General features: G+C 57.3%; 11 protein-coding genes and 2 pseudogenes. 8 read left to right on the top strand and 5 right to left on the bottom strand.

Annotated features, from left to right (window positions below; all coding sequences use genetic code 11):
• Nucleotides 1-19: 19 nt before the first annotated feature.
• Nucleotides 20-964 carry an alpha/beta hydrolase gene (locus BFC21_RS11900; protein ID WP_095004587.1) on the bottom strand — a complete coding sequence of 315 codons (945 nt, stop codon included), beginning with the start codon at nt 962-964 and terminating at the stop codon, nt 20-22.
• A 222-nt stretch (nt 965-1,186) separates the two neighbouring features.
• Here BFC21_RS11900 and fadD2 point away from each other — a divergent pair, with 222 nt between their 5' ends.
• Nucleotides 1,187-2,875, top strand: a complete 1,689-nt coding sequence (gene fadD2, locus BFC21_RS11895; protein ID WP_088377958.1) for a long-chain-fatty-acid--CoA ligase FadD2 — start codon at nt 1,187-1,189, stop codon at nt 2,873-2,875.
• A 329-nt stretch (nt 2,876-3,204) separates the two neighbouring features.
• Nucleotides 3,205-4,896 (top strand): long-chain-fatty-acid--CoA ligase FadD1, encoded by a 1,692-nt coding sequence (fadD1, locus tag BFC21_RS11890; protein WP_016782091.1) that lies wholly within the window; start codon nt 3,205-3,207, stop codon nt 4,894-4,896.
• A 147-nt stretch (nt 4,897-5,043) separates the two neighbouring features.
• Here fadD1 and BFC21_RS11885 read toward each other — a convergent pair whose 3' ends face one another.
• Nucleotides 5,044-5,421, bottom strand: coding sequence for a hypothetical protein (locus BFC21_RS11885; RefSeq protein ID WP_095004586.1), 378 nt, complete (start codon nt 5,419-5,421; stop codon nt 5,044-5,046).
• Nucleotides 5,422-5,702: 281 nt separating this feature from the next.
• On the opposite strand from BFC21_RS11885, the gene BFC21_RS11880 reads away from it, so the two are divergent.
• Entirely contained in the window at nt 5,703-6,656 is a 954-nt protein-coding gene (locus BFC21_RS11880) for a YihY/virulence factor BrkB family protein (protein ID WP_088377956.1), read from the top strand.
• Nucleotides 6,657-6,658: 2 nt separating this feature from the next.
• Nucleotides 6,659-7,198 (top strand): peptide deformylase, encoded by a 540-nt coding sequence (gene def / locus BFC21_RS11875; RefSeq protein WP_088377955.1) that lies wholly within the window; start codon nt 6,659-6,661, stop codon nt 7,196-7,198.
• On the opposite strand, the gene BFC21_RS11870 is transcribed toward def, so the two are convergent.
• On the bottom strand, nt 7,152-7,598 hold the full coding sequence (locus tag BFC21_RS11870) for a GNAT family N-acetyltransferase (protein ID WP_095004585.1): 447 nt from the start codon (nt 7,596-7,598) through the stop codon (nt 7,152-7,154). The two genes, def and BFC21_RS11870, sit on opposite strands and share 47 nt — an antisense overlap.
• 603 nt (nt 7,599-8,201) lie before the next feature.
• Between BFC21_RS11870 and BFC21_RS27815 the strand changes: the two are divergent.
• Both BFC21_RS27815 and BFC21_RS27810 read left to right on the top strand, forming a co-directional pair.
• Nucleotides 8,202-8,972 (top strand): annotated as a pseudogene (locus tag BFC21_RS27815) (PAS domain-containing protein); the annotation flags it as partial.
• On the top strand, nt 8,949-9,521 hold the full coding sequence (locus tag BFC21_RS27810) for a methyl-accepting chemotaxis protein (RefSeq protein ID WP_369782763.1): 573 nt from the start codon (nt 8,949-8,951) through the stop codon (nt 9,519-9,521). The pseudogene BFC21_RS27815 and the gene BFC21_RS27810, both read left to right, overlap by 24 nt.
• 250 nt (nt 9,522-9,771) lie before the next feature.
• Here BFC21_RS27810 and BFC21_RS11860 read toward each other — a convergent pair whose 3' ends face one another.
• Entirely contained in the window at nt 9,772-10,803 is a 1,032-nt protein-coding gene (locus BFC21_RS11860; protein WP_029611559.1) for a LacI family DNA-binding transcriptional regulator, read from the bottom strand.
• A gap of 229 nt (nt 10,804-11,032) precedes the next feature.
• Between BFC21_RS11860 and BFC21_RS11855 the strand changes: the two genes are divergently transcribed.
• On the top strand, nt 11,033-11,566 hold the full coding sequence (locus tag BFC21_RS11855; protein ID WP_016782099.1) for a gluconokinase: 534 nt from the start codon (nt 11,033-11,035) through the stop codon (nt 11,564-11,566).
• A gap of 85 nt (nt 11,567-11,651) precedes the next feature.
• Nucleotides 11,652-13,003 (top strand): annotated as a pseudogene (locus BFC21_RS11850) (GntP family permease).
• 112 nt (nt 13,004-13,115) lie between these two features.
• Here BFC21_RS11850 and alaC read toward each other — a convergent pair.
• Entirely contained in the window at nt 13,116-14,324 is a 1,209-nt protein-coding gene (gene alaC / locus BFC21_RS11845) for an alanine transaminase (RefSeq protein WP_088377953.1), read from the bottom strand.
• Nucleotides 14,325-14,385: the final 61 nt, after the last annotated feature.

The following is a 14,385-nucleotide window of genomic DNA, read 5'->3' as shown; positions in this document are numbered from 1 at the left end:
AATTGAAAGTCTGTTTTGCTCATTCGCTGCGTGCAGGCCGTGTGCGGCTCAAGGCCTGATTGAGCCAGGCAATGACATCAGCCATGACTTCGTCGCGATTGGTTTCGTTGAAGAGTTCGTGCCGCGCCTGCGGGTACACATTAAGTTGCAACTGACGATTGCCGGCACTTCGCAAAGCGTTGGCCAGATCAGTGAGACGCTTGCCTTCACTCACCGGATCACATTCGCCACCCATTATCAGTAAAGGCAGGCCCGGATCGATCTGAGCGAGATTGGACGCTTTGCTGATTTGCTGCAACCCGCCAAGCAGATCGATCCACAGTTGGTTGGTGCAGCGAAAGCCGCACAGCGGGTCGCTGGCGTAGGCATCGACCTGGGCCGGGTCCCGGCTGAGCCAGTCATACGCTGTGCGATTGGGCTTGAAGGCCTTGTTGAACGAACCGAACGACAGCCACTCGATCAGCGCACTGCGCCCCTTTGGCCCCTGGCGCCAACGCTCGAAACGGGCAATCAGGCTGGCGGCACGATACAGCGCCACCGGCTGGAAGTTGGAGGCGCTGAGAATCGCCCCTTGCAGGCTGGCGCTGTGATGCATCAAGTACGCCTGCGCGATATAGCTGCCCATGCTGTGCCCGAGCAGGAAAATCGGTACGCCGGGATGGCTCTGGCTGATATGCCGGCTCAGGCTGGCCACGTCGCTGACCACCGTGCACCAGCCGTCGTTGTCGGCAAAGTAGCCGAGGGTGCCATGCTCGGCCGTCTTGCCGTGGCCGCGCTGGTCATGGGCATACAGGGCAAAACCGGCATCACCCAGTGTCTGGCCCAGGCAGGCATAGCGGCCACTGTGCTCGGCCATGCCATGAGCCAATAGAACAATGGCCTTGGGCGTGCCTGCGGGCAGCCACTGGTTAACGAACAGACCGCTGCGGTCATTCGTTTCCAGCCAAAAAGTCTCGGCGGTCATGGCAATTCCTTTATTTGTTGTCGTAGCAGTGTATAGCGCATTTGCGCAGCAGCCACTTAACAGGCCATCGCGTAGCAATAAGATTCAAGATGTAAATGGCGAAGATCGCTGTATTTGCCTACTACTTGATAACTGTTAACGTCCGCATATTCCGCTTTTCATTGCTGTTTTCAAGTGAGTGAAAGACGCGGCCAGGCACACTCAGGTACGAGGATAAAAACAATGCAACCTGATTTCTGGAATGACAAACGTCCTGCCGGTGTACCGCTGGATATCGACATGACGGCCTTCAGCTCGGTCGTTGACGTATTTGAACGCTCCTGCAAGAAGTTTGCGGATCGCCCGGCCTTCAGCAACCTGGGTGTGACCATCACCTATGCCGAGCTTGAGCGCCACAGTGCCGCGTTTGCCGGTTATCTGCAGGAATACACCGATCTTAAGCCGGGTGACCGGATCGCCGTACAAATGCCCAATACGCTGCAATACCCGATTGCCGTGTTTGGCGCCATGCGTGCCGGGCTGATTGTGGTCAACACCAACCCGCTCTACACCTCGCGCGAGATGCGTCATCAGTTCAAGAGCGCCGGCATTCGTGCCCTGGTGTACCTGAACATGTTCGGCAAGCGTGTGCAGGAAGTGCTGCAAGACACTGAAATCGACTACCTGATCGAAGCCAGAATGGGCGACATGATGCCGGCCGCCAAAGGCTGGATCACCAACCTGGTGGTCGACAAGGTGAAAAAGCTGGTGCCGGCCTACTCGCTGCCCCAGGCCGTTTCCTTCAAGAGCGTGTTGCGCCGCGGCGCCGGGCAGGTGATCCGCCCGCTGGTGGTCGGGCTGGATGACACTGCAGTGCTGCAATACACCGGCGGCACCACCGGCCTGCCCAAGGGCGCGATGCTGACCCACGGCAACCTGATCGCCAATATGCTGCAACTGCGCGCGTGCCTGTCCCAGCACGGCGCGGATGGCCAACCGATGCTCAAGGACGGGCGCGAGATCATGATCGGGCCGTTGCCGCTCTACCATATCTATGCCTTCACGGCCAATTGCATGGGCATGATGGTCACGGGCAACCATAACGTCCTGATCACCAACCCGCGTGACATCAAGGGCTTTATCAAGGAGCTGAAAAGCTGGAAGTTCACCTGCTTTTTGGGGCTCAACACCCTGTTTGTCGCGCTGATGGATCACCCGGACTTCAAGACTGTGGACTTCTCCGGGCTCAAGATCACCAACTCGGGCGGTACGGCGCTGGTCAAGGCCACTGCCGAGCGTTGGGAAAAACTTACCGGTTGCCGCATCGTCGAAGGTTACGGCCTGACGGAAACCTCGCCGGTGGCCAGCGCCAACCCTTGCGGCCAGCTGGCACGGCTGGGCACGGTGGGCATGCCGGTGCCGGGCACCGCCATGAAGGTCATCAGCGATGAAGGCGTTGACCTGGGCCTGGGCGAGCGGGGCGAGTTGTGTGTCAAAGGCCCGCAAGTGATGAAGGGCTACTGGCAAAACCCTGAGGCCACGGCCGAGGTGCTGGACGCCGAGGGCTGGTTCAAGACCGGTGATATCGCAGTGATCGACCCGGACGGCTTTGTCCGCATCGTCGACCGTAAAAAAGACCTGATCATCGTCTCCGGTTTCAATGTGTACCCCAATGAAATCGAAGACATCGTCATGGCCCATCCCCAGGTGGCCAATTGCGCGGTTATCGGTGTGCCCGACGAACGCACGGGGGAAGCGGTCAAGCTGTTTGTGGTGCCGCGCGCAGGCGGGGTGACGGTTGAAGAGCTCAAGGCCTACTGCAAGGACAATTTCACCGGCTACAAGGTGCCCAAGCAGATTGTATTGCGTGATTCCTTGCCCATGACGCCGGTGGGGAAAATCCTGCGTCGTGAGTTGCGTGATACCGCCTGATTCTTACAGCCTGGCGACAGACGCCCGTATGCCGAAAGGCTGCGGGCGTTTTTTTATGTCTATGATAATGCTCTGAAATGCCCGGTATAGAGGGCTCTTGAAGGTAATAGAGTATTTGCACTAATGATGACTTTGGATTGTCCTACAGTCAGGAATGTGACTCTAAACACGCTTGCAGGCTCTAGGCGGCCTTTGGCAAAGCTGCTACTCTCGGCGCGCTTTGTGACTTCAGGGTAAGAGCAAGTCAGAGCTTTCCATTATAAAAATCAAACAAATAAGAACCGCACCCGATGCGGTGAAGAATTCGCGACGCTGAGGAGTGGGCTTCCATGATTGAAGGCTTTTGGAAGGATAAGTACCCAGCTGGGATTGCTGCTGAGATCAATCCTGATGAATACCCAAATATTCAGACGGTACTGCGGGAATCTTGTCAGCGGTTCGCCGACAAACCGGCGTTCAGTAACCTCGGCAAAACCATCACCTACGGTGAGCTTTATGAGCAGTCCGGCGCGTTTGCTGCCTGGTTGCAACAGCACACCGACCTGCAGCCGGGCGATCGCATCGCCGTGCAGTTGCCCAACCTGCTGCAATACCCGATCGCTGTGTTCGGAGCCATCCGCGCCGGCTTGATCGTGGTCAACACCAACCCGCTGTACACCGCGCGGGAAATGGAACACCAGTTCAAGGATTCCGGCGCCAAGGCCCTGGTGTGCCTGGCGAACATGGCGCACCTGGCCGAAAAGGTCGTGCCGCAGACTTCGGTCAAGTATGTGATCGTCACTGAAGTGGCCGACATGCTGTCGCCGTTCAAGCGCGTGCTGATCAACAGCGTTATCAAGTATGTGAAGAAGATGGTCCCGGCTTATCACTTGCCGCAGGCCATCAAGTTCAACGATGTGCTGAGCAAGGGGCAGGGCCAGCCGGTCAAGGAAGCCAGCCCGGTAAGCAGTGATGTTGCCGTGCTGCAGTACACCGGCGGCACCACCGGTGTGGCCAAGGGCGCGATGCTGAGCCACCGCAACCTGATTGCCAACATGTTGCAGTGCAAGGCGCTGATGGCTTCCAACCTCGATGAAGGTTGTGAAATCCTGATCACGCCACTGCCGCTGTACCACATCTATGCGTTTACCTTTCACTGCATGGCGATGATGTTGCTGGGTAACCACAACATACTGATCAGCAACCCCCGGGATTTGCCGGCGATGGTTAAAGAACTGTCCAAGTGGAAGTTCACCGGCTTTGTGGGCCTTAACACCCTGTTCGTGGCGCTGTGCAATAACGAAGCGTTCCGCAAACTGGACTTTTCGGCCCTCAAGGTGACGTTATCGGGCGGCATGGCCTTGCAGCTGTCGGTGGCTGAGCGCTGGAAAACCGTGACCGGTTGCCCGATCTGCGAAGGTTATGGCATGACCGAAACCAGCCCGGTGGCCACGGTCAACCCGGCCCAGAGCATCCAGGTTGGCACCATCGGCATTCCAGTGCCTTCGACCCTGTGCAAAGTGATCAACGATGCCGGTGAAGAGCTGCCGCTGGGTGAAGTCGGCGAGCTGTGCATCAAGGGCCCGCAAGTCATGAAAGGCTACTGGGAGCGCCCTGACGCTACCGCCGAGATCATGGACAGCGAAGGCTGGTTGAAGTCCGGTGATATCGCCGTGATTCAGCCCGATGGCTATATCCGGATTGTCGACCGCAAAAAAGACATGATTCTGGTGTCGGGGTTCAATGTGTACCCCAATGAGCTGGAAGATGTCATGGCTTCCTTGCCTGGCGTGCTGCAGTCTGCGGCAATCGGTATTCCGGATGAGAAAACCGGTGAGCTGATCAAGGTGTTTATCGTGGTCAAGCCGGGCATGACCTTGACCAAGGATGAGGTCATGAAGCATATGCGCGCCAATCTGACGGCTTATAAAGCGCCGAAATTCGTCGAGTTCCGCGACAGCTTGCCGACTACCAACGTAGGCAAGATCCTGCGTCGTGAGTTGCGCGATGAAGAACTGAAAAAGCTGGGTCTCAAGAAGTAACCGGCCTGGAAATGAAAAAGCCCCGCATTGCGGGGCTTTTTCGTTTTGAAACCCAACGCTTGTAGTCGCTGCCGAAGGCTGCGATACAGGTGTGTGGCGTTCAAAAAAACGGGCTGCTACGCAACCCTTCGCAGCCTTCGGCAGCGACTACAACAAGAACTGTGCGAAATTAACACCAGTACCTGTAGGGCGCACGTCCTGCAGGTAGGAGTCTTTGTCTGCGCTCAGCTCAAGGCTCATGGTCGGCGTACGCTTGTGCGTCGCACGTACTACCATGCCTTCGCGCTTTTCACGCAAGAATGCAGTGGTCACCTTCAGGTGCAGCAGTTCGTCGGTGCTTGGGGTGTGCAGCAACAAATGCACCCATTCGTACTGGCCCACAGCCAGACGAGCCAGCGGAATATCGAACCACCAAATGTTCTTGTTGGTGTTCAGTGCGGCGAAATGGCAGTTGTTGACGCCGAGTACCGCGCCGCCGAGTTCCTGGTTCCTGCGGGCAATAGCCAGCTTTTTATCGAGTTTCATAACCTTCCTACAATTGCGGATCTTCAGCGCCATAGCCTGAATACGTCGCGTATTCTCGGGGGTTAGCGGGCAAACATAAAGCCCAACCTGCGCTGATCGACGAAATGATGGGCAGAAAATAAATGAAACTCGATGCCGGGCCACAGGGTCAATGTTGGGTTGGCCTTTTTACGGGTTTGGCGATCCGGTGTTTTCAAAGTCGCCAATTGGGCTACTTTTAGGTAAAACCCTTCGCTTGGAGGCGTGTTGACCTCATTAACGATGCGGCGAAAGGAGACGCTATGTTATTCCCAGGCTTGAACGGCCTGCCTTTGGGCAAAGTCTTGATCCGAACGGTCAAGGAATTTATCGACGATGAAATGTCGACCTACGCCTCGGCGCTGGCCTATCAAATGCTGTTTTCGTTATTCCCGTTCATTCTGTTCCTGATCGCATTGATCGGCTTTTTGCATCTGCCTGATTTCTTTACCTGGCTGCGCCTGCAATCCGAACTGGTCCTGCCGCCGCAGGCGCTGGAGCAGGTCAACCCGGTGATCGACCAGTTGCAGCAATCCAAGGGTGGCCTGCTCTCGGTGGGTATCGTGATTGCGCTGTGGACGGCTTCGGCGGGTGTGCGCTTGATGATGAGTGCGATGAACGCCGCTTACGATGTAGTTGAAGGACGGCCCATCTGGAAGCGTTTTCCGCTGTCGATTTTCTACACCATCGGCATTGCCGGCATGCTGCTGGTGGCCGCCGCGCTGATGGTGCTGGGGCCACAAGTCATGAGCTGGCTGGCGGGGCAGGTGGGTCTTGAAGACTTTGTCGTAACGCTGTGGACCATCCTGCGCTGGCCGGCGATTATTCTGCTGATGATGGTAGCGGTGGCATTGATGTATTACGTGATGCCCGATGTGGAGCAGAAGTTTCGCTTTATTACGCCGGGCTCGGTGTTGGCCGTGGTGGTCTGGATCGTGGCGTCTTTGGGTTTTGCTTTTTATGTCAAAACCTTCGCAGACTACAACGCCATGTATGGCAGTATCGGTGCAATCATCGTGCTGTTGCTGTACTTCTACATTTCATCGGCGGTGTTGTTGCTGGGTGCTGAAATGAATGCCGTGATCGAACATATGTCGGCTGAAGGCAAGAACCCGGGCGAGAAAACATTCGACGAGGCCGACGACCCTGATCCCAAGCAACATGTCTCCGGGCTTGGGCGCGACCATTCCATTAAAGCCACTTCAGATGAAGCCTGACCATGATTCGTGAAATCCTGAAAATGGGCGATGAGCGTCTATTGCGCGTAGCCCAGCCGGTACCGGCTGAAATGTTCGACACGCCAGAACTCTGGCAACTCCTCGACGACATGTTGCAGACCATGGAGCACGCGGGTGGCGTGGGCCTGGCAGCGCCGCAGATTGGCGTTGACCTGCAATTGGTGGTCTTTGGTTTTGAGCACAGCGAGCGCTACCCGGATGCCGAAGCTGTACCGCAGACCATTCTGATCAACCCCCTGATCACTCCGTTGAGCCCGGCGCTTGAGGAAGACTGGGAGGGCTGCCTGTCAGTACCGGGCCTGCGCGGGGTCGTAGAGCGCTTTCACAAGATCCGTTACGAAGGTTTCACCCCCAAAGGTGAGCCAGTCGTACGGGTTGCAGAGGGGTTTCATGCGCGGGTTGTGCAGCATGAGTGCGATCATTTGATCGGCCGTCTGTACCCTTCACGCATCAAGGACTTCAGCAAATTCGGTTTTATCGAGGTGCTGTTTCCTGATCTGGAGCCAGGCACGAAGGAGTGAGGCCCATCGCTATCATCGCCTTGTTACGTTGATAGCGAACCAGACGCTCGTGCAGGGCGTGGGGCAAGTCCACGTCCAGGCTGAACCCTAGCCTTTCATAGAAGGCTTGCAGCTGCGGGTCACAGAACAGCCAGACTGTGCCCTCACAGCTTGTTATCGCCTGTTTTACCAGTGCGCCCGCCACCCCCTGGCCGCGTAGCGCCGGCGCGACAAACAACCCGGTCAGCCAATAGCCCTGGGCCATCGGCCGCAAACACAGCCCCGCGACAATGTCCTGCTGGCGGGCGACCCACAATTGCGCATCCTTGACCGCTTTCATCGACGACTGGTGAGCGCGGTAAAACTTGTTCATCAATGGCCACAAAGGCGCTTCAAGCGGGGCGTAAACAATGGCGGTCATAACTTCACGCGGTATCAGGGCAGGGCGCGCATTATAAACAAACCGCGTAGATGAAACCGCGCTCGGCGATGTTTACGGTTGAGGTTTATTTGAAATTAAAACCTGAGTTGCTTCATTCATTTGCGAATAACCGCGGTTAAATAAAAGTTTGCCGCCGATCAGTGCTATACCTGAGTTAAGACCCTTGACTCGTGGAGTGCGTAACATGTCCAAAGGTATGGATTCAAAGAAAGCAGCGAAGAAAAAACCGGCCAAGACAGCAGTTGAAAAACGCGCCGATAAAAAGTCGAAAAAAACCGATGCCGGTTTGTTCGGGCATTAAGCAGGCTGGCAGGGGCTCTGTGCTTGGGCCCCTGTGGTTTTAAAGCGCGCATCCTCTATTCGCGAAATTTTTATAGCATGAGCGTTCCGTCGCAGGTTGATGGCCATTTGCTTGCGTGCGTCATTTGGCTAGCTATGCTCCATGTTTACGGGGCCTGAGCCATCAGTGTTCAAACCCTTGAAGTGTGTACAGCTCTAACGTTAAGAGTCACAAACACAGGCAACTTGCTGTGTCTTGAAACTTTTGAATTATCAATAGACAGCACCTCCAGGGATTGAGTCATGTTTAATTCGCATCGCAAAGCCGACCTGCTTGAGAATCACCGTCTTAACGACGCGTTAAATGACATGACGGCCAAGCTGGAGGCGGTCAGCCGCTCTATGGCGATTATTGAATTTGCCCCCGACGGCACTATCCTGGACGCCAACGAGAACTTTTGCAGGGTGGTGGGCTACACCGCTGACGAGATTCGCGGCAAGCACCACCGGATTTTTTGTGAAGAGGCTTACGTCAAATCCAGCGAGTACAGCCATTTCTGGCGGGATCTGAGCCAAGGCGCCGCCTTGAGTGGCACCTTTTCACGGATCGACAAGACAGGGCGCGAGGTGTGGCTGGAAGCCAGCTACATGCCTATTGTCGGTGCAGACCAGCAGGTTACCCGGGTAATCAAGGTCGCGTCGGATATCACCGACCGCATCAACAAAGAGCACGAAAACCAGAGCATCGTGAATGCCCTGGGGCGGTCGATGGCCGTGATCGAGTTTTCACCTGACGGACGGGTGATCAATGCCAATCAGAACTTTCTCGACACCATGCATTACTCATTGAGCGAAATTGTCGGCCAGCACCACGGCATGTTCTGTCGCCGCAGTGAGGCCGAGTCGGCTGGCTACAAAGCCTTCTGGGCTTCGCTTAATCGCGGGGAGTTCCATTCCAGGCGTTTTGAACGGGTCGATAAATACGGGCATACGGTGTTTCTCGAGGCGTCCTACAACCCGATCTTCGATGCCAAGGGTCGCTTGTACAAGGTGGTGAAGTTCGCCAGTGATATCACTGCTCAGGTGACTAATCTGCAAACAGCTGCTGAATCGGCCCACAGCACTTCAGTGCAAAACGATGCCTGTGCGCAGAAAGGTTCGCAGGTGGTGCAGCAAACCGTGCAGATTATCGAGGCCATTTCCAAGGACCTGAATGAAGCGGCGCAAAGCATTGACGCGGTGAGCAAACAATCGGACAGCATCGGCAAGATCGTGCAGACCATCCGCGGCATTGCCGACCAGACCAACTTGCTGGCACTCAATGCTGCGATAGAGGCCGCGAGGGCGGGCGAGCATGGTCGCGGTTTTGCCGTGGTGGCCGATGAGGTCCGCAGCCTGGCAGCGCGCACCAGTGCCGCCACCCTGGAAATTGTCGAGGTGGTGCGCCGCAACCATGACTTGTCGCTGAGCGCGGTCACCAGCATGCAATCGAGCCTGAGCCGCACCGGCCTTGGCGTGTCGCTGGCCAATGAAGCGGGGGAGGCCATCCTGGAAATCCAGCAAGGCTCCCGGCATGTGGTCGATGCCATCAGCCAGTTCAATTCGACGCTGCAGCTGCACTAAGGCTGCAGCAACCCCCTGTAGATACTCTGTTCCCTGTGGGAGCGAGCTTGCTCGCTCCCACAGTTGAAGTTTCTTTCAGCCCCTGTAGCAGTTGACGAGCCGTGCGAGGCTACGTTCGAGTGCGAAGCGCTCGCAGAACCATTCGGCCCCGGTGTTTCAGTGAGATCGTGCACACCGGGATTGCGACTGCTGCGCAGCCGGACGCAGCCTCGTTCCTTCGGCAGCTGCTACGGAGTTTGTTGTGGGAGCTTTAACTGCTCTCGCGCACCATCAGTTCAAAGCCCATGTCCTGCACCGGGTTGGCCACTTTGTTACCGGCCATCAATGTCAGCATTTGCTCGGCTGCGCGACGGCCAATGGCTTCGCGGGGGGTGCGAATGCTGCTCAGGCGCGGCACCATAAACTCCGACGACGGCAGGTCGTTGAAGCCCAATATGGCGATTTGCTCCGGAATCTTGATGCCGGTGCGTGCGGCTTCCAGCAGCGCGCCCTGGGCAAGGTCGTCGTTGCCGAAAAAGATCGCATCCACCTGCGGATGGCTGGCCAGCAATTGCAGGAACAGTTCCCCGCCCAGGCCGACGGAAGACGGGCGAGGCGTCAGCATTTCCAGGTCCGGGTTGTACAAACCGGCCTCCTGCAAGGCACGACGATACCCTTCGCCACGCAGCAACGTGCGCTGATCAAGCTGGGCGCCGATATAGGCCAGGCGCCGGCGACCGCGGGAGATCAGGTGGCGGGCGGCGGTTTCCCCTGCCTGCAACTGCGAAAAACCAACACAGTTCACACCCTCTGCGGCATCCAGCTCCATCATGTATACACAGGGCACATTGCTGGTCTCGATCATCCGGCGCGAGCTTTCGGAGCGGTCAAAGCCTGTCAGCAACAGCCCGCGTGGCTGGTAGGCCATATAGTTGCGCAGCAGGTTTTCTTCTTCATCACGCGAGTAGTGAAAGTTACCGATCAGGACTTCAAAGCCCCTTGGGCGCAATACGTCATGGATGGCTTCGAGGGTGTCAATAAACAACAGGTTGGACAGTGAAGGCACCAGCACCACCACCGAGTGGCTCTGCGCCGAGGCCAGTGCCCGGGCAGCGGGGTTGACCACATAATTGAGCTCGTCGGCCGCAATGCGCACCTTTGCAGCGAGCTCGGTGGCGACGCTGCTGATGCCGCGCAGAGCACGCGAAGCGGTGATGGGGCTGACCCCGGCAAGGCGGGCAACTTCGTTAAGGGTGGGACGGCCCGTGGTTCGGGTGTTTTTATCGTTTTTGGAGGTGGTCATCAGGGCGGCTTGCCAAACAAAAAACAAGTCACTAAGGTAGCGCTGTCCAATCGGACCCGCAATTGCCTGATTGCGTGTAAATCAGTTACCCCAGCTTTGTATGTCGAGAGCGTCTCCGCGTCTCCCCATAAAAATGAGAAATAGACGTCGGTAGCCTAAGCTTTGTGCTTTGCTTTCAAGTATTGAACGCATGGACAAAGACAGCGCTGTCTACGGACTGAGGTGTTTCATGAGTCAACCTATCACTGCTCTGGTCATCATGGGTGTTGCCGGCTGCGGCAAATCCAGCGTTAGCCAGGCACTGTGCCAGCTCAATGGCGCGACCCCGATTGAAGGCGATGCTTTTCACCCGGCGGCCAACATTGCCAAGATGAGTGCCGGCATCCCCCTGACCGATGAAGATCGCGCCGGCTGGCTTGACAGCCTGTGCGATGAATTGCGTCGTGCGGTTGCCAATGGTCAGCGCCCGGTGCTGACCTGTTCGGCACTGAAACTGCGTTACCGCGAGCGCCTGCGCAGTTCGGTAGACGGTCTGGGCTTTGTGTTCCTGGAGCTGACCCCCGAGGTTGCGGCGGCCCGAGTGGCCGATCGTCCGGGGCATTTCATGCCCAAGACCCTGATCGACAGCCAGTTCGCTGCACTTGAATCACCGACCAATGAGTCTTTGGTGCTGACCCTCAACGCAGCTCAGATGAACGTTAAACAATTAGCAAGCGCCGCCCGAGACTGGTGGAGCGAGCAGACGGTAATGGCAACTTCATGATGTTGTTTCAAACAGATAGCGCTATCTGCCTCGGCCGTAGCGGCACCCCCGTACTTGATAACAACAAAAAGGCAGGAGAAGCCCCATGCTAGGCATGTCCCACAATACGTTTCTGCTGCTTGATGCAGTAGTGACCATTATCGGGCTGATCGTTTTGATCACCCGATTCAAGTTGCACCCCTTTATCGCCCTGATTATTGCCTCGGCGTTCCTGGGCCTGACTGCCGGCATGCCTGCCAACCTGATCATCAAGTCGTTCCAGGACGGTTTTGGTGGCGTGCTGGGCTTTGTCGGGATCATCCTGGCATTGGGCACCATGCTTGGCAAAATGATGGCCGACTCCGGGGGGCAGACCAGATCGCCCGCACCCTGATCCGTGCCTTCGGCAAGGACAAGGTGCAGTGGGCAATGATGTTTGCCGCCTTCCTGGTCGGTATTCCGTTGTTTTTCGAAATCGGCTTTGTGCTGTTGATCCCGTTGGTGTTTATCGTTGCGCGTCGTACCGGCGTGTCGATCATCAAGATCGGCATCCCGCTGCTCGCCGGCTTGTCCGCCGTACACGGGCTGGTACCACCGCACCCGGGCCCGCTGCTGGCCATTGGCGTGTTTGGTGCCGATATCGGCAAGACCATCTTGTACGGCCTGATCGTAGCGCTGCCGACCGCGATCATTGCCGGGCCGATTTACGGCACGTTTATCGCCAAGTACATCCCGGGGCATGCTTCCCAGGACCTGATGGATCAACTGGCCAGCGAGCCGGAATCCAGCACCCTGCCAAGCTTCTCCATCACCCTGGTGACCGTGCTGTTGCCGGTGTTCCTGATGTTGCTCAAGACGTTTGCAGACGTTGCGCTGCCTGACGGCAACTTCTTCCGCGTGTGGATGGACATGATCGGTCACCCGATCAGTGCGCTGTTGCTGGCATTGTTGCTGGCGCTGTACACCTTTGGCGCCCGTCAGGGCATCGACTCCAAGCGCATCCTCAAATTGCTGGACGCAAGCCTGGCCCCTACCGCAGCGATCATTCTGATCATTGGTGCGGGCGGCGGTTTCAAGCAGATGCTGGTAGCCAGCGGTGTGGGTGACGTGATCGGCCATATGGCCGTGAACGCGCAAATCTCGCCGATCCTGCTGGCCTGGCTGGTGGCGGCGGTGATTCGTATCGCGACGGGTTCTGCGACCGTGGCGACCATTACCGGGGCTGGGATTGTGTTGCCGGTGGTGGACTTGATTCCGGGTGTGAACCGCGAGTTGCTGGTACTGGCGACCGGCGCGGGTTCGTTGATCCTGTCTCACGTCAACGATGCGGGTTTCTGGCTGGTGAAGCAGTACTTCAACATGACCGTGGCTGAAACCTTCAAGACCTGGACCGCGATGGAAACCATTCTGTCGATTGTCGGCTTGATCTTTATTCTGCTGCTGTCGTTGGTGGTTTAAGCGCCACCAAACCTGTGGGAGCGGGCTTGCTCGCGATGGGCGCAACGCGGTGTATCGATTGCACCGCAGCGATCCAATCGCGAGCAAGCCCGCTCCCACACGGGTTTATGGCTTAGCCCGGGTTAAAGCCGTCAGTCCGGAACATGGCGCGAATCCCTCGCAGCGCCTGACGAATGCGATCCTGGTTTTCAATCAGGGCAAAGCGCACATGGTCATCACCATATTCACCAAATCCTACCCCCGGCGACACACAGACCTTGGCATCCGCCAGCAGCTTCTTGGCGAACTCCAGTGAGCCCAGGTGGGCGTAGTGTTCGGGAATCTTGGCCCAGATATACATCGAAGCCTTCGGATTTTCGACCATCCAGCCCAGTTCGTGCAGCCCTTTGACGATCACGTTGCGGCGTTGGCGATACTGCTCGGCAATATCCTTGACGCACTGCTGGTCGCCCTCAAGCGCCGCAATCGCCGCCACTTGCAGCGGGGTGAAGGTGCCGTAGTCGTGGTAACTCTTGATCCGCGCCAGGGCATTGACCAGCTCCGGGTTGCCGACCATAAAACCGATACGCCAGCCGGCCATGTTGTAGCTTTTGGACAGGGTGAAGAACTCCACCGCAATGTCCTTGGCGCCGGGTACCTGCATGATCGAAGGTGCTTTCCAGCCGTCATAGACGATATCGGCGTAGGCCAGGTCGTGGACCACCAGCACATCGTACTGCTTGGCCAGGGCCACCACGCGCTCGAAGAAATCCAGCTCGACACATTGCGCCGTGGGGTTGGACGGGAAGCCCAGGATCATCATTTTCGGCTTGGGGATGGAGCCGCGAATGGCTTTTTCCAGCTCGGCAAAAAAGTCCACGCCGGGGATCAGCGGCACCGAGCGCACCTGGGCACCGGCAATCACGGCACCGTAGATATGAATCGGGTAGCTGGGGTTGGGCACCAGTACGGTGTCGCCCTGATCCAGGGTGGCGAGCATCAAGTGCGCCAGGCCTTCCTTGGAGCCGATGGTGACAATGGCTTCCTGCTCGGGATCGATCTCAACGTTGTAACGGTCGGCATACCAGCGAGAAATGGCCCGGCGCAGGCGCGGAATGCCACGCGAAGTCGAGTAGCCGTGCGTGTCTTCACGCTGTGCGACGGTGCAGAGCTTTTCAACGATATGCGGCGGTGTCGGGCCGTCAGGGTTGCCCATGCTGAAGTCGATGATGTCTTCGCCACGACGTCGGGCGGCCATCTTCAGTTCAGCGGTGATGTTGAAAACGTAGGGGGGGAGTCGATCGATGCGCGCAAAGCGTCGCGGCGAACCTTGGTCTGCCATGTGTGCCTCTGGTACGTAAGCGCCCGGAACCGTCCGAGCGACGTTGACCACTGCGGTGGTC

Origin of the sequence: Pseudomonas sp. TMW 2.1634 (genome assembly GCF_001703595.1) — a bacterium.
Classification (GTDB): Bacteria; Pseudomonadota; Gammaproteobacteria; order Pseudomonadales; family Pseudomonadaceae; genus Aquipseudomonas; species Aquipseudomonas fragi.
Note: the sequence above shows the minus strand (reverse complement) of the source record. Positions and strands in the feature narration are given on the sequence as shown.

What these genes read in the sequence shown, in the direction of transcription:
- BFC21_RS11860 (WP_029611559.1), bottom strand. Translation starts at nt 10,803, where the DNA reads ATGACCACCTCCAAAAACGATAAAAACACCCGAACCACGGGCCGTCCC.
- BFC21_RS11870 (WP_095004585.1), bottom strand. Translation starts at nt 7,598, where the DNA reads ATGACCGCCATTGTTTACGCCCCGCTTGAAGCGCCTTTGTGGCCATTG.
- BFC21_RS11880 (WP_088377956.1), top strand. Translation starts at nt 5,703, where the DNA reads ATGTTATTCCCAGGCTTGAACGGCCTGCCTTTGGGCAAAGTCTTGATC.
- BFC21_RS11900 (WP_095004587.1), bottom strand. Translation starts at nt 964, where the DNA reads ATGACCGCCGAGACTTTTTGGCTGGAAACGAATGACCGCAGCGGTCTG.
- def (WP_088377955.1), top strand. Translation starts at nt 6,659, where the DNA reads ATGATTCGTGAAATCCTGAAAATGGGCGATGAGCGTCTATTGCGCGTA.
- alaC (WP_088377953.1), bottom strand. Translation starts at nt 14,324, where the DNA reads ATGGCAGACCAAGGTTCGCCGCGACGCTTTGCGCGCATCGATCGACTC.
- BFC21_RS11885 (WP_095004586.1), bottom strand. Translation starts at nt 5,421, where the DNA reads ATGAAACTCGATAAAAAGCTGGCTATTGCCCGCAGGAACCAGGAACTC.
- fadD1 (WP_016782091.1), top strand. Translation starts at nt 3,205, where the DNA reads ATGATTGAAGGCTTTTGGAAGGATAAGTACCCAGCTGGGATTGCTGCT.
- fadD2 (WP_088377958.1), top strand. Translation starts at nt 1,187, where the DNA reads ATGCAACCTGATTTCTGGAATGACAAACGTCCTGCCGGTGTACCGCTG.
- BFC21_RS11855 (WP_016782099.1), top strand. Translation starts at nt 11,033, where the DNA reads ATGAGTCAACCTATCACTGCTCTGGTCATCATGGGTGTTGCCGGCTGC.